22 protein-coding genes are annotated in these 19,323 nt (G+C 47.0%); 19 read left to right on the forward strand and 3 right to left on the reverse strand.

Features of this window, described 5'->3' with window-relative positions:
* Window positions 1-1,288 precede the first annotated feature (1,288 nt).
* A complete protein-coding gene (locus H8S75_RS32535; protein WP_349768842.1) occupies window positions 1,289-2,089 on the reverse strand; it encodes a hypothetical protein in 801 nt (266 codons plus the stop codon).
* 490 nt (window positions 2,090-2,579) lie between these two features.
* Between H8S75_RS32535 and H8S75_RS00745 the strand changes: the two genes are divergently transcribed.
* From H8S75_RS00745 to H8S75_RS00755, 3 genes are read left to right on the forward strand one after another with little or no spacing between them, the layout of a single operon-like run.
* A complete protein-coding gene (locus H8S75_RS00745; RefSeq protein ID WP_187018545.1) occupies window positions 2,580-2,963 on the forward strand; it encodes a GntR family transcriptional regulator in 384 nt (127 codons plus the stop codon).
* Window positions 2,956-3,822, forward strand: a complete 867-nt coding sequence (locus tag H8S75_RS00750; protein ID WP_187018547.1) for an ABC transporter ATP-binding protein — start codon at window positions 2,956-2,958, stop codon at window positions 3,820-3,822. The genes H8S75_RS00745 and H8S75_RS00750 overlap by 8 nt, the downstream gene beginning before the upstream one ends.
* Window positions 3,819-4,469, forward strand: a complete 651-nt coding sequence (locus tag H8S75_RS00755; RefSeq protein ID WP_187018549.1) for an ABC-2 transporter permease — start codon at window positions 3,819-3,821, stop codon at window positions 4,467-4,469. Before H8S75_RS00750 ends, H8S75_RS00755 begins: the two co-directional genes overlap by 4 nt.
* A gap of 154 nt (window positions 4,470-4,623) precedes the next feature.
* Here H8S75_RS00755 and H8S75_RS00760 read toward each other — a convergent pair whose 3' ends face one another.
* Window positions 4,624-4,935 carry a hypothetical protein gene (locus tag H8S75_RS00760; protein WP_243270141.1) on the reverse strand — a complete coding sequence of 104 codons (312 nt, stop codon included), beginning with the start codon at window positions 4,933-4,935 and terminating at the stop codon, window positions 4,624-4,626.
* A gap of 114 nt (window positions 4,936-5,049) precedes the next feature.
* On the reverse strand, window positions 5,050-5,526 hold the full coding sequence (locus H8S75_RS00765) for a pyridoxamine 5'-phosphate oxidase family protein (RefSeq protein ID WP_187018550.1): 477 nt from the start codon (window positions 5,524-5,526) through the stop codon (window positions 5,050-5,052).
* Between the two features lie 348 nt (window positions 5,527-5,874).
* Between H8S75_RS00765 and H8S75_RS00770 the strand changes: the two genes are divergently transcribed.
* From H8S75_RS00770 to thiE, 16 genes are all read left to right on the forward strand, one after another.
* On the forward strand, window positions 5,875-6,558 hold the full coding sequence (locus H8S75_RS00770; RefSeq protein ID WP_187018552.1) for a response regulator transcription factor: 684 nt from the start codon (window positions 5,875-5,877) through the stop codon (window positions 6,556-6,558).
* Entirely contained in the window at window positions 6,555-7,586 is a 1,032-nt protein-coding gene (locus tag H8S75_RS00775; RefSeq protein ID WP_187018553.1) for a sensor histidine kinase, read from the forward strand. The genes H8S75_RS00770 and H8S75_RS00775 overlap by 4 nt, the downstream gene beginning before the upstream one ends.
* 117 nt (window positions 7,587-7,703) lie before the next feature.
* Window positions 7,704-8,369: an ABC transporter ATP-binding protein gene (locus H8S75_RS00780; protein WP_187018555.1), complete on the forward strand. Its 666-nt coding sequence runs from the start codon at window positions 7,704-7,706 to the stop codon at window positions 8,367-8,369.
* A gap of 12 nt (window positions 8,370-8,381) precedes the next feature.
* On the forward strand, window positions 8,382-10,952 hold the full coding sequence (locus tag H8S75_RS00785; protein WP_187018556.1) for an FtsX-like permease family protein: 2,571 nt from the start codon (window positions 8,382-8,384) through the stop codon (window positions 10,950-10,952).
* A gap of 398 nt (window positions 10,953-11,350) precedes the next feature.
* Window positions 11,351-11,500, forward strand: a complete 150-nt coding sequence (locus H8S75_RS00790; RefSeq protein WP_187018558.1) for a hypothetical protein — start codon at window positions 11,351-11,353, stop codon at window positions 11,498-11,500.
* Between the two features lie 4 nt (window positions 11,501-11,504).
* On the forward strand, window positions 11,505-11,825 hold the full coding sequence (locus H8S75_RS00795; RefSeq protein WP_187018559.1) for a TfoX/Sxy family protein: 321 nt from the start codon (window positions 11,505-11,507) through the stop codon (window positions 11,823-11,825).
* Window positions 11,826-11,899: 74 nt separating this feature from the next.
* A complete protein-coding gene (locus H8S75_RS00800; protein ID WP_187018561.1) occupies window positions 11,900-12,622 on the forward strand; it encodes a DUF5131 family protein in 723 nt (240 codons plus the stop codon).
* 21 nt (window positions 12,623-12,643) lie between these two features.
* Window positions 12,644-13,201 carry a GNAT family N-acetyltransferase gene (locus H8S75_RS00805; RefSeq protein ID WP_187018563.1) on the forward strand — a complete coding sequence of 186 codons (558 nt, stop codon included), beginning with the start codon at window positions 12,644-12,646 and terminating at the stop codon, window positions 13,199-13,201.
* A 131-nt stretch (window positions 13,202-13,332) separates the two neighbouring features.
* On the forward strand, window positions 13,333-13,776 hold the full coding sequence (locus H8S75_RS00810; RefSeq protein ID WP_187018564.1) for a hypothetical protein: 444 nt from the start codon (window positions 13,333-13,335) through the stop codon (window positions 13,774-13,776).
* Window positions 13,777-13,858: 82 nt separating this feature from the next.
* Window positions 13,859-14,590, forward strand: coding sequence for a hypothetical protein (locus tag H8S75_RS00815; protein WP_187018566.1), 732 nt, complete (start codon window positions 13,859-13,861; stop codon window positions 14,588-14,590).
* 12 nt (window positions 14,591-14,602) lie between these two features.
* Window positions 14,603-15,220, forward strand: a complete 618-nt coding sequence (locus tag H8S75_RS00820; protein ID WP_187018568.1) for a transglutaminase-like domain-containing protein — start codon at window positions 14,603-14,605, stop codon at window positions 15,218-15,220.
* A gap of 305 nt (window positions 15,221-15,525) precedes the next feature.
* Window positions 15,526-16,395, forward strand: coding sequence for a CPBP family intramembrane glutamic endopeptidase (locus tag H8S75_RS00825; protein WP_187018570.1), 870 nt, complete (start codon window positions 15,526-15,528; stop codon window positions 16,393-16,395).
* A 335-nt stretch (window positions 16,396-16,730) separates the two neighbouring features.
* Window positions 16,731-17,552, forward strand: coding sequence for a hypothetical protein (locus tag H8S75_RS00830; protein WP_187018572.1), 822 nt, complete (start codon window positions 16,731-16,733; stop codon window positions 17,550-17,552).
* A gap of 35 nt (window positions 17,553-17,587) precedes the next feature.
* A complete protein-coding gene (locus H8S75_RS00835) occupies window positions 17,588-17,785 on the forward strand; it encodes a hypothetical protein (RefSeq protein WP_187018574.1) in 198 nt (65 codons plus the stop codon).
* A gap of 103 nt (window positions 17,786-17,888) precedes the next feature.
* A complete protein-coding gene (thiD, locus tag H8S75_RS00840; RefSeq protein WP_187018575.1) occupies window positions 17,889-18,713 on the forward strand; it encodes a bifunctional hydroxymethylpyrimidine kinase/phosphomethylpyrimidine kinase in 825 nt (274 codons plus the stop codon).
* On the forward strand, window positions 18,710-19,192 hold the full coding sequence (gene thiE / locus H8S75_RS00845; protein WP_432764167.1) for a thiamine phosphate synthase: 483 nt from the start codon (window positions 18,710-18,712) through the stop codon (window positions 19,190-19,192). The genes thiD and thiE overlap by 4 nt, the downstream gene beginning before the upstream one ends.
* Window positions 19,193-19,323: the final 131 nt, after the last annotated feature.

The raw sequence follows: 19,323 nt of genomic DNA on the forward strand, positions 1-19,323 counted from the left end.
CCTCTCTTTTAGACATATCTCCTATAGATGGTATCATCTATTTTAACGATTGTCAAGCATAGGATAGAAAAAGAGAGGGAAAAGCAAGCTTAGACCGCCTGATTGGAATAAGGTTTAGGATTTTTTAGAGAGGAAAAAGCGTTTGCGTATTTCTCCATAGAAAAACCTCCGTGAATTGTTATTTACGGTTTTAGTATCGCCGTTATCACACTTCTAACGGAGTCCCACGAAAGAGGATATACGAGGGGGAGCAAACGCCGCCGAAATGCACACGTTTTCCGGGGGATGCGCTACCGGCAAGCAGGGCAAGCGTATAACGCTTGCTATTTTTGCCGCCCCGCCGGGGCCGTAAAAATGCTTGTTGGGGTTGCTCCCCAAACCCGTCGCTTCTGGACAAAATGTCCAGAAGTGATGGCTGCGTCCCCGGCGCTATCGCGCCTGTTCCTTATCCCTGCCGGGGGCCGTGATCCCCAGCAGATGGTCGATGTTCGTCTTGACGGCCAGGGCCTCCCACATATCCCGCTGGGCCGCGTGGTACTCGGCATAGAGGGGGGCCGGGCCAAATATTCATAAGTGTGGACAGTATCAGGGCAGAACCGGGGCGGGGCATAGAAACATACCGCTTCCCTCGAAACAGGCCCCGCAAAGGCTTAAAACAAGCGGGTTTTCAGGGGCCTAATTTTCCACGCTCCGGCTCTAAATGTTACGCCTTGAAGTCCAAAACAGGGGTAGTCCATAGAAAGATACCAGCCCCGCGAAGCCTTGATACAAGCGGCTTTTTTAGGGCTAAAAGCTAACAGGACAGCCCTCGCGTTTTGTGTACTTTCCGTTTTCAACACTCTGCCTTTAATATGTGAGTTCAACCTTATCCCCCCGCCCTTTTCCAATCATGGAAAAGGGGGCGGCTCTGGAGGATATATACCCACAGGAGCCATGTTGACGTATCTCGTCAACCTCTGGACAAAATGTCCAGAAGTAAGCGGGGTTAAGCTATTGACAGGACAATCCCGCCCTGCCTATATTGTGTCCGCCACAATTTACCTATGTACGCAAAAATACCGCCCATTGTCTCCAATGGCGGCGTTTTGTTGTAGGTTGGCCCCTGTGTTTACAGTTGTTTTATTATGCCTTTGTCAAGAACCTTTAGTTAAATATAAGAATGAAGGAGGCAGAGCTATATGTTGTGTAAAGTGAGGTTTAATTATAAAGTACACGCCTTTACAACTTTATAAATGGTACCCTTGTTGCTGAATAAAGTGTTTTAAGGCCGTTACAATGACATTTGATTTTATGCTGGTTTCGATGTTTTTACGAAAGTGGCATAAAATACCTGTTTGCAGATCTGCTCGCTGAGGGCAAACCGTAATTCCTGTACACTTTCATTGCAATGGTTTGAAAATGATTCTTCCTTATATGGAAGCAGCTTCATGACACAGTAACTGATGTTGATTAAGTTTACCAGCATTTCTATCCCTTTGCGGTTTCGTACCATATAACTGCAAAATGACCAGAACGTTTTCTGCTCATAGTAACTTACCTCGATATTCCAGCAGAATGAGTACAAAAATAGCGGGATGTATTTCATCCAGATGCTTCCGGTCTGGTTCAGAGGGGCTTTTTCCTGCCATGCACAAAATATTTGCAACTGTTCTGAGAACACCGTGCTGAAAAACAAACGACGGGAACCGCTACTTTTTTCTGAAGCGGTTACATAGGCCAGTACCTCCCTTGAACCAAAAATATTTGTGAGAACACGGCGGACTCCTGTGTAATAATCTCCGATTTTTTCTTCGGACACGGCAAAATCCGTTTTGATTGAAAGACGGCGCCCATGTTTGGCAGACCTCTCTTTTCGGCCGGTAGGCGCAGGAGCCAGGTCATAGATTACGGAATCCAGCCTGGCATTGCCGATCAGCAGCGGCTCAACACCCTCCCTGTACAGGAAAGCCGACAGCGAGAGGATGACGGAACGGTGGCTTTTCATAAAACCGCAGCCTAATAGCAGCAATGCATGTTCGATGGTGTCCCGCACTGTGATTTCCGACCCATCGAAGGTATGATAGCAGATGGAGTGCGGGACTGTTTTCATTGGGTCTACATAAGTGATTTGAGAGAGGGGGATTCTGACTTTTTCGTCCAGTCCCATGGACAGTTCGATACACTCAGTTTGCTCTGTGTTTACAGGCGCTGACGCCGCTTTTTAAAATGTCAATCCCCCTGTCAGCATGGCTGGTCACGAAGATGATTTTTGCCTGAGACCAAAGGGTGGCAGAAGCAGTTTGTTGTATACTGTTTTGAAATAATAAAGTGACGCCAGGGGGAAACTCTGTCCTTCTGGTGTCCTAAGGTATGTGACACGATGGCACTTGGAGAGAACATCCCATTACGAAAATATTATAAATACAGAGAAAAAATAGAGTTTTTCTTGCTTCACCAACTCCAGTTTGCCCTGCAGTCTAAAAAGCTATATGGTGACGTCATTCCAGTAATTCCCCCCTTGACATTGAGAAGACACAGTGTTATACTGATGTATATAACAGTATAACACTGCATTATGTTACATAGAAGAAGGAGCAACCGTGAAGATTACCGTATCGAATAACTACGAAGGCCCTATCTATGAACAAATCAAGCGGCAGATCATTCACTCCATTTTAAATAGCGAGATTGTGCCGGGTGATACGTTGCCTTCCCTCCGGTCATTAGCAAAGGAACTTAAGGTTGGTGTTTTGACGATCAACCGTGCGTATACGGAACTTGAGAACGAGGGGTATTTGGAAACGGTTCAGGGAAAAGGCTGTTTTGTTGCCGAAAAAAGTTCGGAGATTATCAAGATGCACCTGCTGGATGAAGCAAAATCGCTTATGGGGCAGGCGGTTCAAAAGGCCCGGAAAGCAGGAGTTGATGATGAGGAGATGTCTTCTTTGTTTCAAGAAGAATTAAGGAGGAGTCAAAATGAATAAAATGCTGGAAGTGACAGCACTCTCAAAGTCCTATAGGGATTTTAAACTTGACAATCTTACCTTTTGTCTGCCGGAAGGGTTTATCATGGGGCTGATTGGCCCCAATGGGTCAGGTAAGACCACCACGATTAAGTCCATCCTCAATATGATTGAACCTGACAACGGCAGCATAACCGTGTTTGGAAAAGATCATATTGCCCAAGAGCAGGAGATTAAACGGGATATCGGCGTAGTATTTGACAACAGCTACTTTGTAGACGAGTGGAACATGACCGATGTGGAAACGGCATACTCTCTTTTTTATGATCAATGGAACAGCGAAACATATTGGTCCATGCTTTCGAAATCTCGTATTTCAAAAGAGAAGAGGGTAAAAGAACTGTCCAAAGGAATGCAGATGAAGCTTATGCTGGCCTGCGCCTTTTCTTATGACGCGAAGCTGTTAATTCTGGATGAACCGACCAGCGGCCTGGATCCGGTTTCCCGTGATGAGCTGCTGGAGATTCTATCAGGATATATTGAAGATGGACGGCACAGCGTTCTTTTTTCCACCCATATCACAAGCGACCTCGAAAAGATCGCGGATTATATCACCTGTATCAACCTTGGAAAGCTGATTTTCACAGGCAGCAAAGAGGATTTTGTCGAGGGATACCGCATTGTAAGCGGTGACAAAAAGACATTGACAGAGGATCTGGAGAACCGGCTGATTGGGGTCAGAACCTTTGCCACAGGCTACGAGGCGCTCATTCGGACGCAGGACTTACCGGAATACCTGCAGCCCGAGGCCATTCACGCAACGATTGATGACATAGTAGTATTTGTAAGCCGACAGGCGGAGAAGGAGGCGGGGCGATGAATCTTACCGTGAAATGTATGAAGCTGGATTATCTGCTTCTGAAACCCTATTTGAAATCCATTCTGCTGGTGCTGCTGGTGCCGCTGCTCATCACTTTTTTTACAGGCACCCTTTTTGAAGGGCTGTCTTTTGCAGCAACGGTAATGGCCATGACCACCGGCTACACCTTTTCCGTAGTGGAAAAGAACAACATGGAACGGTTTTATGGCTTCCTTCCAGCGAAAAAAAGCGCTTTGGTCATTGGAAGATACCTGGTTATATTTTTGATGGGGCTCCTGGTGCTGCTGGTTACGCTGGGAGTACAGGCGGTTATTCTGTATTTTAAGAATTGCGCCGTCACCCTGCCGGATATGGTCGGAACCTTCCTTCTTTGTACCATACTATTCTGCATCTATGCAGGTATCCAGATTCCGGGCTATTATTGCTACGGTTCCATCAAAGGCAAGATGTTCATGTTTATTCCGACAGTAGGTTTTTTACTGTTTTACTATATTGTACGTCTGTTTATGGGAGATATAGATAGCTTTAACCTGAGTTTTAACACAAACAACGCCATGCTTTTGTTGGGCGGCGCAGGCGTTATTATGCTCATTATGATTCTGTCGGCAGCTGCCTCCATTCATATTGTTCAAAAAAGAAGAGCGTGAGGTGAGATTTACAATGTGGGAAATGATTGGAATAATCGCCTTAGCGATTGGCGCTATTGTAGTACGAAACATACTGATTAAAAAATTCCGTACGCGGAATAAGAAATAAGTTTCAAGAAAACCATTATAAAACTTCATCAGTAAAAGCGTCGGTTTAAGATCCGGCGCTTTCAATTTTTAGTCGTGCTGTAATAGGTTTGACATCTGTTATGTGCTTCAAGTATTTATCAATGACTTCATCAATCTTATAATCTTTATCCCATTTTGCATTATAGGCAAATAATATAAGCCCTCTTGTGCGAATATAAGAATTATCACTGTCAAGCATATCGCTTAACCTATCCATATATGGATAAACACAATCCGTTTCTTCACTCTCTTTTTGCAAATCCTGTAAGGCTTTGTATGCAACATTATTATTTTTATCGAACAACAATTCGAATATTTCTGCTATATCTGCTGACACAATAATCCCCCTTTTAACTTCTGATTTCACGGCTTTGCAAACAGGAATTGTAAGTGCGCCTTATCACAATAGAGTGCTCAATAGATAACGCTTAATGCCTCATTTAATTGACAGTTATTCAACCTCCGTCTTATTTACAAAGTCCAAATTATAACGCAAAGCACCGTGGTCTCTAAATATCGTTGCACTTGTAATACGGATTGCCAAAATAACGCAGTTTTCATCCTGCTCATTATTTGCATCGTCGTACCAGTCGGCAAATACTTCACGAAGTTTCGTTCTTAGCGTAGCGTTTTGGGGATCTAAAACCCATCCGAGGTTTTCTCCAATACCGTGTCCGTATATCCCCTCAAAGCAAACTGAAAACGCAACCTCTTTGTTTTGAGCAATCTGCTGCATTTTATTTGATTTTGCTGATGTTGTAACATAAAACACGCCATCTTCATAATAAGCGCTCACATCACGGACACTGGGGCGGGGGAAACCATCAGCACTCAGTTCTGTCGCAATAGTTGAGAGCGCAAGGGCATTATCTTTCTTGTTTCCACAACTCTCTTCGATTAATTTCATTCCTTCTTCATACCTGTTCATTGTCACGTCCTCCATCAATTTCAATTTGTTGCTCTGATTATACCAAATTGGCCGTCGCGCTACAAGATTAAATGGCGAGATTGACGAAGTGCTTGCCACAGGCACTTAGGGTATTGGGATTTCGTACCTCATTCGCTTGCCGCCTGGCAACTCCATCGGCAAAATGGTGGTTTTAATTTGAACCATTGTTTTCCAGCTCCCCAAATGGCAGTTGACAACGCCGTGGGGGGGATATAGGAATTGTAAGAAACGGCCTTTCGCGGTAAAATAAAATGGAATTACGCATCCGCCGTGAGGTTTCTGTGACATTTTGCAGGTATTATATTATAGAGTCGGGAGGAATTATATATGAGGATATTAGTGGTGGAGGATGACCGCCTTTTGAATCACACGCTTTGCTACAATCTTTCAGTTGTAGGATATAAAGTAGACGCCGCCATGACGAAAGCGGAGGCCGAGGCGCTTTACGAAAAGCAGGACTATGATCTGGCCGTGTTGGACGTGAACCTGCCGGACGGAAACGGGTTCGACTTTTGCCGGGAACTGAAGGAGCGCCGCCCCGACACCGCCGTAATCTTCCTGACGGCCCGCGACATGGAGAGCGACATGCTCCGGGGATTCGAGCTGGGAGCGGACGACTACGTGACAAAACCCTTTCCCATCAGCGTGTTCCGCAAAAAGGTGGCCGCCCTGCTGGCCCGGATGCAGAAGCATTCGGCCCGCGATTGTTTCGACGATGGAAACCTGCTGATCAACTTCACGGAGATGAGCGCCACCCTGGCGGGAGAGGCCATTTCCTTCACGCCGCTGGAATACCGGCTGCTGAAGGTGCTGACGAAAAATCCACAGATTGTACTCACGCGGCAGGTGTTATTGGAGAAGTTATGGGACGCGGACGAGAATTATGTGGACGAGCACGCTCTGACCTCCGCCGTCAGCCGCATCCGGGGAAAAATCGAGGGCAGTGGGTTTCAATATATCAAAACGGTATATGGCATGGGCTATCTGTGGATTGGAGGAATGAACAAATGACAGTTCAAAAAACCTCCGTCAATCAAATCTGCGCCTGGACAGGCGCCGTTCTTTTGCTGCTGTCCGGGATCTTTATCACAGTGCTGTACCGGATTACGGAAAATAGGGAGGCGGTCTGGTGTACCCTCGTGTACCTTCTTCTGGTTTTGTTGTGCGCGGCCATCTTTATCGCCGCCCTGCGCAGGAAGCTGACCGGATTCTCAAACAGGCTGTGCGGGCTGCTGGACGGGATGGCGGCAGGGAGCAGCGAACTGCCGGAGATAGAAGAGGAAGAGAGCCTGTTCTATAAAATCAATCACCGCCTGACCCGCCTCTATGAAATCATGGGAGAAAACCGGCGCGGCATCGCAAAGGAACGGGCCGAGCTGCAGGAACTGATTTCCGATATAGCCCATCAGGTGAAAACGCCCATTGCCAATTTGAAAATGGTGAACGCCACGCTTTTGGAAGAACCCGTCCCGGAGGAAAAGCAAAAGGAGTTTTTGCAGGCGGTGGGGGGCCAGCTGGACAAGCTGGATTTTCTCATGCAGGCTATGATCAAAACCTCCCGGCTGGAAACCGGCGTTATCTCCCTGGAGAAAAAGGAGCAGCCCATCTATGACACACTGGCGGCGGCACTGGGCGGAATCCTGCTGAGTGCGGAGAAAAAACAGATTGAGGTTCATGTGGATTGTGAAGAAGAGCTGTGCGTATCCCACGACCGGAAGTGGACGGTTGAGGCGCTGTTCAACCTTTTGGACAACGCCGTAAAATATACGCCCGCCGGGGGCAGAATCTGCGTCTCGGCCGAATACCGGGAAATGTATTTGAAGATTGATATTGCTGATACAGGAATAGGTATCGCAGAACAAAACCAGGGAGCCATTTTCAAGCGGTTTTACCGGGAGGAAGCGGTGCGCGATGTGGAGGGCATCGGAATCGGCCTGTACCTGGCCCGGGAGATTATCACCATGCAGGGCGGGTACATCCTTGTATCGTCCGGTCCTGACCATGGTTCCATTTTTTCCGTGTTCCTGCCCAGGCGGTGAAAGCTTAAATATTACGGGATTGTGACATTTGAGTGGACCGTAAAGGGTACTTCGTGACATTTCTGCGAGAATTACTCTTTATAATTACACCATCACCAGGAAAGGAGGGTAGTTTCCATGAGTATTTTACAGGTAACTGATTTGAAAAAATATTACGGCGCCGAACCGGGCGTCACAAGGGCGCTGGACGGCGTAACCCTCTCCATCGAACAGGGGGAGTTTGCTGCTATTGTGGGCACCTCCGGCAGCGGCAAATCCACGCTGCTGCATATGATGGGCGGGTTGGATGTCCCCACCTCGGGCAGCGTCGTGGTGCGGGGGAAAGAGCTGTCCAAAATGAAGGACGAGCAGCTGACTATCTTCCGCAGGCGCAACATCGGCTTTGTCTTTCAAAACTACAACCTGGTTCCCGTGCTGAATGTCTATGAAAATATCGTTCTGCCCGTGGAGCTGGACGGCGACCAGGCGGACAGGAAGTATATGGAGGAAATTGTGCAAATGCTGGCTCTGGAGGATAAGCTTCAGAGTATGCCGAACCACCTTTCCGGAGGCCAGCAGCAGCGGGTGGCCATTGCCCGGGCGCTCATTGCAAAACCGGCCATTATCCTGGCTGATGAGCCCACTGGAAACCTGGACAGCCGGACAAGCAGCGACGTTTTGGGCCTGCTGAAAACCACCAGCCATAAATTCCATCAAACCCTTGTGATGATTACCCATAACAATGAGATTGCCCAGCTTGCCGACCGTATTATCCGGATAGAAGATGGGAAAATTGCAGGATAAGGGGGCGTACACATGAAAGATATTTTATTCGGCAACAATAACGCCTCTGTCATCAAGCGGTTATCCAACCGCTGCTTTAAGGCCGGAAAGAGCCGGAATGTGATTGCAGGCGTTGCCATTGCACTGACAACCCTCCTGTTTACTGCGATTTTCACTCTGGGTTCCGGGCTGATGGACACCGTGCAGGACCAAAATATCCGCAGGCAGGGCGGCGACGGGCAGGCGGTTTTAAATTACATCAGCGACCAGATATATGAGGACGTTAAGGACCATCCGCTGATTGATAAAATCGCCTATACCAAGGCGGTTTCTTACCGGCTGCAGTATCCCGGTATGGAAAAATGGCCCTCTGATCTGTGGTATATGGACGATATGGCGCTGGAGTTTGCCCGCTATACCCCTACGACAGGACGCCGGCCCCAGGCGGAAAATGAAATCATAGCTGATACCAGAACGCTGGAGACCCTGGGCGTACCGGCAGAGGTCGGCCAGACGGTCACTCTTCAATATGATATCAAAGGCATGCAGTATACCACCGATTTTACCCTGTGCGGGTTCTGGGAGACAGACATGTTAAGCAGCATCGGCCGTTTGATCGTGTCCAAAGCCTTTGTGGACGCCCAATCGGGGCTTTTGACCTATACCTACCCGGAGGACAACGACTATTCCGGTATTGTAGCTGCCTATGTGATGTTCCGTGGCGGCGGGGCGGTGGAGCCAAAGCTGCAGAAGCTTCTTTCGGAAACCGGATATACCTGCGATATCATGGGCGGCAGCCCGTCCGACAGTAATTATGTCATTGCAAGGGTAAGCCCTGCCTATCAGGGCGGCGAATTACTGGGAAATCCCGCCCTGCTCCTGTCCGGACTTGCCGGAATCTTGCTGATTATGGTGACGGGATATCTGATTATTTATAACATTTTTCAGATATCCGTGATTCAGGATATCCAGTCCTACGGCCAGCTGAAAACCCTGGGAACCACCAGCCGGCAGATCAGGCGGCTCATTGGCAGGCAGTCCCTGCGGCTTTCGGCCATCGGCATCCCCGCCGGCCTGCTGGCCGGGTTCCTGATTGGAAAGGCTCTGATGCCTTTTTTGATAAATGGTACGGTTTACAGCGCTGAAGCCGGCGTGAAAGTGTCCGCCAATCCCTCTATCTTCCTCGGGGCGGCCGCCTTTGCCTTCTTGACGGTGTGGATTAGTGTGCGCAAGCCGGCAAAAATCGCTGGCTCCGTCTCCCCCATCGAGGCGGTCCGCTTCACGGAAAGCGACGCCGGGGCATTTCGGAGAAAGGGGACGGCAAGCAAAAAGTCCACCGGCGGCGTAAAAATCTACCGCATGGCCCTGTCTAATTTGGGGCGAAACCGGAAGCGCACCCTGCTGGTGATTCTCTCCATGACCCTGAGCCTGGTATTGTTTCATACCGTGTTCACTCTGTCAAGAGGCTTTGATATTGAAAAATATGTGGCGAAGTTCGTAAACAAGGATTTTGTTATCTCTACCGCCGACTACTTCAATTATAAGTTTGAGACCAGCGAAATGGAACTGACAACCTCCTTTGTGGAGGCAGTCAGGCAGCACGAGGCCTTTTTAGACGGCGGCGGCCTGTACAGTACAAGAACGTTGGAGGAGGCCTTCTCCGCGGAGAGTGGGGCCGTGTCCAGTTATAACAAGGACGAAAAGGGAAATCCCTATGTCCAGTTTTTCGGTGCGGACGACTTCCTGCTGGAATCTATGGAGGTAGTGGAGGGAACCATTGACTGGGAGGCTCTGAATAGGGGAGGCTATGTACTCTACGGACTGGCCTGCGACGATAAGGGAAACGTCATCGACAATCCAGCCATCCATCCGGGCGACACCCTCCGGTTCCATCATGTGGCGAAGGATGGGCTGAACAACACCATAGACGTCACCTTTGATTTAACGGTGATGGCCAAGGTGCGGATCAACGAAAACACCGATACGACCCGCAATACCGGCGAGGCGCGTTTCTATCTGCCTACCGAACAATTTCTTCCCCTTTGCAGGACCCCCCACATGGTCAGCTATCCCTTTAACGTCAAAGACGGAGCTGAGGCGGACATGGAGGCATTCCTAAGGAGCTATGTGGAGGATGTGGAGCCCAGGATGAATTATGACTCGAAGGAGACCTATATCCGCTCCTTTCACGACCTGACCTCTCTGATTGTCACCATCGGAGGCGCGTTGAGCATGATCATCGGATTGATCGGGATTGCAAACTTTGTCAACTCGGTTCTGACCAGCATCATCACCCGCCGCAAGGAGTTTGCCATGCTGCAGAGCATCGGCATGACTGGAAAACAGCTTAAGCGGATGCTCGCCTGGGAGGGCGTATATTATGCCATTGGTACTATCATCGCCTCGGCTGTGATCGGCACTCTCTTTTCCGCCGTCGCCGTCCGGGCCATCGCTGGTGGGATTTGGTTTTTCACCTATCGGTTCATTTTCTGGCCGATGTTGGTTGTATACCCGTTTTTGATTCTGCTGACAATGATAATTCCCACGCTTCTGTACCGGGGGATCGCAAGGGACAGTATCATAGAACGGCTGCGGCAGGGTTAATACTCAACTGTCTCTTGCAACTTCCAGATTGTTGGGCTGATAAATTGGAAATGAACGGGGTAGACCGTCTGAGGCGTTGGTCTCCCAACTATTTAAAAACAATGTCGGATTTTTACTATATCAAAACAGAAATTTATTATATAATTCCCTCGGAAGAGGAATGGGCCTAAGGCGGTGTGCGTTGCAATGGATAAGACTTGACAAATTTTTGATTTTTATGAAGTATACTCAAAGAAAAACAGGCCCGACAGATAACGTCTCCAGTGCAGGGCTGTTGGCCGGATAACATTGTGCCAAGCCGCAATCGTCGTATCCGCTCATATGAATATAACAGAAAACATGACACTCAGATGACTTGTTTGATATGTTATTCTAAAGAGAAAATGGAGGTTTGTGTTATGATTGAATCGAAATGTGGGATCCTGTGCAGAGAGTGCGGATACAAGGAAGAAATGGGAGGCAAAGGCTGTATACATATTGAGAAGCCATTTTGGGGCGACGGCGGCAAACGGATTAAACAATGTGAATGTTGGGCGAAGGGCAGGTGATTTTATGGCTTCAAATCTGGAATTTGTAGAATATGTCTGTGATCAGATCGGCGGTGCCGGGAGCATAACCTATAAGAAAATGTTTGGGGAATACGGCGTTTACTGTGACGGCAAAGTGATTGGAGTAATTTGTGACAACCAGTTTTTCGTGAAGAAGACTGCGGCAGGCGCGGCCCTCTGTTCAGACTGCGAGGAGGCTGCGCCCTACACCGGCGCTAAGCCGCATTTTATCATCGATAACGTAGACAATCAGGAACGAATGGCGCGATTCATCCGAGCCACCTGTGACGAGCTGCCTGCGCCAAAGCCGAAAAAGAAGAAGTAACATCAGGGGGAGATTCAGCGTCGAACTGGATCGCCCCTGCTTCTTACCAATACAAAACATTTAGGAGGCTGCCTATGAATTGGGAACCGTGGACAGGCTGTTACCAGATAAGTGACGGCTGTGCAAACTGCTATTTTTATGGACCGTATGCCAAACGCTATGGTCAGAATACGATTCTGAAGACGGATAAATTCGACTGGCCTATCAGGAGAAATAAAAAGGGCGAATACAACATCAAAGGGGATAAGATCCTCGCCACCTGCTTTGCCACTGACTTTTTCCTGCCCGAAGCGGACGAATGGCGGGGAGAAGTCTGGGCCATGATCCGGGAACGGACGGACATTGATTTCTTGATTCTAACCAAGCGGATTGACCGGTTTCCGGTATCCCTTCCCTCTGACTGGGGCGAGGGCTATGACAATGTGAACATCGGCTGCACAGTGGAAAACCAGGCGCTGGCTGATTACCGGCTCCCCCTGTTTTTATCTTATCCGATGAAGCGGCGGTTCATTGCCTGCGCTCCGCTTCTGGAAGCAATCGACCTGGCCCCCTATCTTCATGGAGTGGATCATGTTACTGTTGGCGGCGAAACGGGGCGGGCAGCGAGAGAGTGCGATTACAAGTGGGTGTTGAACATCCGGGAGCAATGCGTGCAGGCGGGCGTGACTTTCTGGTTTAAGAACACAGGCTCACTTTTCCGGCATGACGGCATTGTAGAAAAAATCAATCCATATAAGCAGACCGGAATGGCAAAAGAACTTGGTATAGATATTTCAGACGGAAAAAGACTGTTTTAATGCCTTTGGCAGGAGGTGCTGATGTTAGAGCTAAGATTGTTAAACGATGAGGATATATCGCTGGTAGAAGTTTGGCTGAATAAGGAACATGTAAAAAAGTGGTATGAAATACCGCATCTTGGGGTTTCCATCAATGACTGGCTCTATGAACTGAAAGAGCGCAATGGGGAATTCAAATGGTTGACCCACCTCATCGTACTGTGGGATGGGTGCCCGATTGGACTATGCCAATACTATAGATGTGAGGACAGCAGGGAGGAGGATTTTGGAACACTGCCAATAAAAGGTTCTTACGGCATTGACTACCTCATAGGAGAAGAAGCCTGTCTCGGAAAAGGTTTGGGTAAGGAAATGATTACATCACTTGTGAATGTGGTGTTTTCTTTTCCGGATGCCCAGCGGGTAACCGCGGACATAGATAAGACGAATAAGGCGTCTGAAAGGACACTGTTATCATGTGGCTTTGAGTTATTAGATACCGGAGGCAGCCGTTATGTTTTGAATCAAAGATTGGATAAAACTTTTCGTCAGTATTGTAACGAAATCGCAAATCCAGATAATGGAGAAATAGGAGTTTAGGAGATTATTCAACTGTACAAAGGTACCCTGATTGCGGTAAAGGATATGAAAGAAAGCAAAAAAGTCCGCTTTTATGACCCGGATTACCATATGATTGGGGCTGCCGGGAATTTGAAAGGAAGGCCGTGGCTATGATAGAGATAAATAAATTTAAAAAAACATTAGAAGATAATGAGGAACGCTTTCCTCTGTTAACTCTTGATGAATTTTTTAAAGGAAATACGGAGGAGGATTCCATAGCTCCAAATCAATGGGAAGAGGGGCGCCCTCCGCTTGCTGAAATATGGGTTATGCTGCAAAAAATTGAGTTAATGCCTAATATAGCATGGGTTCGTGTCGCTTTGCATGATGACACTCAAATTGAAGAAAACGATGAGGAAGAAGTATTAACTCTTGCGGGAGACTCAATCATATTATGTACGAACATGCAGCCGTCTGAATTGGAAAAAATGGTTAATTGCAAATGGTTATGTTCTGACGGCGTAATTGAAATAGAGCCTTCAGAATTGGACATTTATTCATGCATACCATCAATTCCAGAAGATTTTAAATGTTTAGAAATTGTATGGGACTAACTCAAATGTTTCCGTTCAGCGAATAGATGGCTTGAGGGGGACACTTGAAATAAAGTCATATAACACTATGAAGAGAGAGGGTATGAATATGATTACGCCAATGACAAAAGCATGGGAAACGGAACTGTTGTGGTCTGAGGAGGAGCTGACCAAAAAGAGTAAAATGAAAAACGAGGGGGGCGGTCTTTTAATTCTGGGGATTGGGGTGCTGGCTCTGGGAGTGCTTAACCATTTGCTGCTACATATTATCTATGAAAGCGATATGATATGGATAGCGGTTACCATCGGCTGTGTACTTCTGGGCATCGTCCTAACCGGATTCGGCATAAAACTAATAACCAAAACCGGCGCCTCCGTTGCAGAGATGACCGCCAAAGACAGCGGCTACAGTACAGAAGAAATTATGGAATTCTACAGAGAATGCCGCAGGTCAGATTCGCTTCTGTTGTCTTTGACTCCCCAGCCCACGAAAGAGAAGGACTTTATAAAGGTTGGTTTTTTGACTAAAAACTGGCTGCGGCTGCCAGACAGGCTTTATCATGGAGTCATGCGGATATCGGATATGGCTGTTATCTGGTATGAAGAGTCTGCGCTTCCCGGTTATGACCCTGGTGTTTTCGTCATAAAGAGTGATGGAAATATGCTGTATGTGAAATGCAAACCTGATATAGGAACAGAGTTCGTGGAGGCACTTACCAGCAGAAATCCCGAAAGTATTACTGCGCGGTGTTTTACGTTTGAGGGGAATAACTATGATGCATTTCAGAACCCGCAGAATACAGCAGACCTTTATCGGAGGATACATCAGGCTTAAGGTTAAGGGAATATGAATATAATACAATACTCAAATAAAATGGATGAATATTTAAAGAATGATGATGTAATTGATTATGAAAACGAAGCGATTGCTGGACTGGCTGTTACATTATTTCAAAAGGCAGATAATGAGTTGGCGTTTATTAAAGCAGCATATGAATTTGTCCGGGATAACATTTCGCATTCGGCAGATATAAATGAGAATACCATTACATGCACTGCGTCGGAAGTGCTAAAAGCTGGTCATGGCATTTGTTTTGCCAAATCCCACTTGTTGGCAGCTTTATTGCGATGCAAATCTGTTCCAACCGGCTTTTGTTATCAGAAGTTAATTTTAGACGATGAAACAGCCCCTTTTTTGATATATCATGGACTCAATGGTGTATATATAAAAGAATACAAAAAATGGATACGGCTTGATGCAAGAGGAAATAAAAGTGATGTGAGCGCACAGTTTTCTATCAAAACGGAACAGCTTGCATATCAAATTCATCCCCAAATGGGAGAGGCAGACAGTTTTACTGTATATCCTGATCCTGATGTAAAAGTATTGGAAAATTTAAGGAGGAGCAGGACAAGAGCAGAGCTTTGGGATAATCTCCCTGCTGAACTTGAATATAATATATAGGCAGGAGAGTTGATTTAAATGGGAGTCAGATCTTTTCCACAGATAAGGAACGGCTTAGTGGGAATTGTGGGAGGAAAATTAAATGTATGATAATTGGAAGAAAAGCAATAAAAACTGGAAATCCCGCCCGATTCCCGCCCAGATTTCATAAAGACTTGGAGCACAATATAAGAATAGATAAAGCAACGTGACATATTCGGCATTAGAATTTAGAGTATAAGAAACAAGAATATTCGCTTTAGGAGAAAAATTCGTACTCAATAATTTTAAATTATGCAAGCAACACGACGGAAAGGAAACCCAAAATGAACAAACCTAAAAATCCACTTTTATCAGTATTCACCGTTTATGCGATATGCTTTTTCTTCCGCTTTATCGAATATTTTTTCATACAGACTGATCGTTCTTTTTGGGGTGAAGCATTTATCCATAAGCTCGCAGGAATCGTAGTCTTGTGCGTAACCGTCAAAGTATTTTCTTTGCGGGCGCAGGAAATCGGCTTTATAAAGCGGGACATTATCAAGCGAATCCTGCAAGGATTGGTATTCGGATTCGCCGTGTTCACTGTCGCCTATGGTGTGGAGTTTGCGTTGGTGGCCTCGCGGGGCGGTCAACCAGCCTTGCAGCTCTATGTCAGCAGCTATGACGTGGACGGAAATATCGGTAATCAAACAGGGCTGTTGTTCTTTGCCATCTGCATATTTGGCAACATCATCAATGTAGTGATGGAGGAAGGCGTGTTCCGTGGCCTGTTCCAGAAGCTGTTGGAGCAGAAATATAAGTTTATCACTTCGGCTATCATTGGTTCCGTTCTGTTTGGTGTGTGGCATGTTATTGCCCCCATCCGGCAGTTTACTGAAGGCGGCAGCCTGGGGGGAATGCTTGCAAATATTGCAATGCTGATTTCCACCAGTGCCATTGTGGGCTTTCAGTTTGCAATCATGACTAAGATGACCGGCTCACTCTACATGGCGATGGACGCGCACTTTGTCAATAACGCCATTGTTAACATGCTGCATATGGTTTCTGATACCGGAGTGGACGAGCTAATGTTTGTACGAATCAGCATCGCACAGATGTTCTCGGTTGTGGTTGTACTGATTGTGTATACCATGAAAAATCCGACAAGTGCTCATCAGGCGGATAATGTGCACTTCCCCTTTAGTCATTCTTAATAGTGGCAAGCAGGGTGCAACGGTACACACCGTTGCGCGTTTGTCCATTTTCTGCTATGCGAAAACTGTTCAAACCGCTTGTTGAGGGCCGCCCCCAATCACCGGCAAGGGCCGCTGTCGCTGCCTTGCGAACACTTCATAAGTGAAGTGGCTACACGCCCTTGCGGGCGCTGAAAACGAGAGACTTGACCGGCTAAAAGAAAGTATGCTTATAGCGTCCGGCAGGACACGCAGTCGCCGCGTTAGGGGTGATAAAAAAGGCCGCCGCTGACGGCTCATGCACACCGGACTAATGAAAAAATCGGAATCTATTTAACAGAAAAAGGAGCGATTAGATGGAAGAGGGCTTTTATCGGTATAGAAGAAGCATATATTATGGTTCTTACGACGAGAAACAGGTTTCGGGGCGGCTGTGGATTTCAAAGTTGAAATCATACAATATTCAAACAAATCGTCCGATCTGTGAAGATGATTGGGCGGTTATATTGTGTGACAATCACAGGATATTGGAACCAGAGTATGCGGATTTGCAAGCAATGCTTTTGAAAATGGGATTGTTCATGAATCTCAACACAAAGCAGGCAGTTGATTTTTCTATGGTGGAGGAAAGGCTTTCTATTTCTTTGCCTAAGGAGCTAAAGCAAATTTATATGGCGATCCACAATCATGAGGAGTATTTTACGAGCGTAGAGCACTTTCTTCCGCTGAATGAGATTTACATCGAACAAGGAATCATTGTTTTCTTCAAGAAAAAGCGAGCGCCGCTGGCCGGATATGATTTGGATAGCGGACGTCTAGCATTTTATTACAAAAAAGAGTGGAAGATAGAGGGACATTATATTTGCTGTGTTCAGTTTTGTGTGGGCAGAATGCTTGTAATCGCACTGGAAAACAAACCCGTTGTGAAAAAGGCAAGATGTAAAGGTAAATTTGTGACAACACTTGATATCAAAAAAGAATTAGAGTGTTTTTGTAATGAAAAATATCATCTTTTATCAGAGTTCAATATGGATGGAATTGCAATTATGTATTCGGACGAAAAACTACTTGCATGGATTCGAAGCAATGGGTTTTATGCAGATATTCATGTAGGATCCGTTGATGAAACACATTTGGAAGCATTTGGGGAACACTTGGGACAAACAGTATGGAAGTAGAAACAAATCAATTTCAATTTGAAAGGAGTATCATTATGGAAGAATTAAAATCTATTATGGAAAAGTTTGCCGTGTCTGGTTGGGATTTAATATCTATTCCTGCACAACAATGGTTAGACGGAAAAGCTGATAAAGACACTTTAGTATCAGCAATCAAACAGGCAGACGAAGAATGTGGAAGCTGTGGTTGCGAGTTAGACTCATTGTATAAAAGAGCTTTGGAATTGATTTAACAGCACCATCAATTCCGGTCAATAGAGAAGTTGAAAAAATAAATTGTTAGATAGCAGGAATATTGATGGTGATATCCCAGGAAGCGAAGGAGATGATGATAGGATGAAAAAGGTGTTAAGTATTGCCGGGTCAGATTGCAGCGGTGGCGCGGGTATCCAGGCTGACTTAAAAACATTTTCGGCCCACGGAGTATTTGGAATGAGCGTAATCGTATCCGTTGTTGCAGAAAATACAAGCCGGGTTATTGCAATTCAGGATATCACGCCGGATATGATCTCGAAACAGATTGACGCGGTGTTCGAGGATATCGAGGTGGATGCCGTTAAGGTCGGTATGCTTTCCTCGCCCGCGTGCATGGATGCGGTTGCCGCAAAGCTGCTCCAATACAGACCGGACAACGTTGTAATTGATCCGGTGATGGTTGCCAAAAACGGGTGTCCACTTATGGACCCTTCCGCGGTAGAGCATTTGATTAAAACCGTCCTCCCCCTTGCGGATGTTTTGACGCCCAATATACCAGAGGCTGAAAGAATAGCGGGGATGCAAATTCATTGCATTGCAGACATGGAAACCGCTGCGAAAACGATCCACAGGATGGGCTGCAAGGCCGTCGTGGTAAAAGGCGGCCATGCCATCGGAAATGCCCTTGATGTTCTGTTCGATGGACGGAAGTTCTATCGGTTTGAAACAGCGCGGATCGACACGAAAAATACCCATGGGACAGGCTGCACCTTTTCCTCGGCCATTGCTTCCCAGCTAGCAAAGGGCCTGGTCCTCCAGGAAGCGGTTCGTCAGGCAAAAGAATATGTGACCACCGCTATTGAGCACTCCCTTGCAATTGGGAAGGGCTGTGGCCCGACCAATCATTTTTACAGCCTTTACCAATATGGCCTGCCTGGATTCGACAATGGGAGTGGGGCAGTATGAAATATGATTTTACACTCTACCTTGTAACAGATCGAACTCTCATAAGTACGCAAACACTCCCAGAGGCAGTTGAACAGGCTATTTTAGGCGGCTGTACCATGGTGCAGCTTCGGGAAAAATCGTGCGGCTCTCTGGACTTTTACCAGCAGGCAGTGGAGGTCAAGGTGGTCACGGACCGATACCATATCCCACTCATCATAAACGACCGGATTGACATTGCGCTGGCGGTGAAGGCCGCCGGCGTGCATCTCGGACAAAACGATTTGCCGGCTGCCAGGGCACGGGAAATTATGCCGCAAGAGATGCTGCTGGGTGTTTCCGTTACAACTGTCCAGGAGGCGCGGCAGGCACAGGCTGACGGGGCAGATTACATTGGCGTCGGGGCCATGTTTCCCACGGGCACGAAAACGGACGCAGGCCTTGTTCCGATGGATGAATTAAATGAATCCGTCAAAACATGGAACTGCCCATCGTCGTGATTGGCGGCATTACCTAGGAGAACGCACCGCATTTTCGCAGCTGCGGAATAGATGGATTGGCAGTCGTTTCCGCGATTCTAGCCCAGCCCGACATCAAGCGGGCTGCGGCCGAGCTGAAGACAATTTTTTGT

The organism is Hungatella hominis (genome assembly GCF_014288005.1).
Classification (GTDB): domain Bacteria; phylum Bacillota; class Clostridia; order Lachnospirales; family Lachnospiraceae; genus Hungatella; species Hungatella effluvii.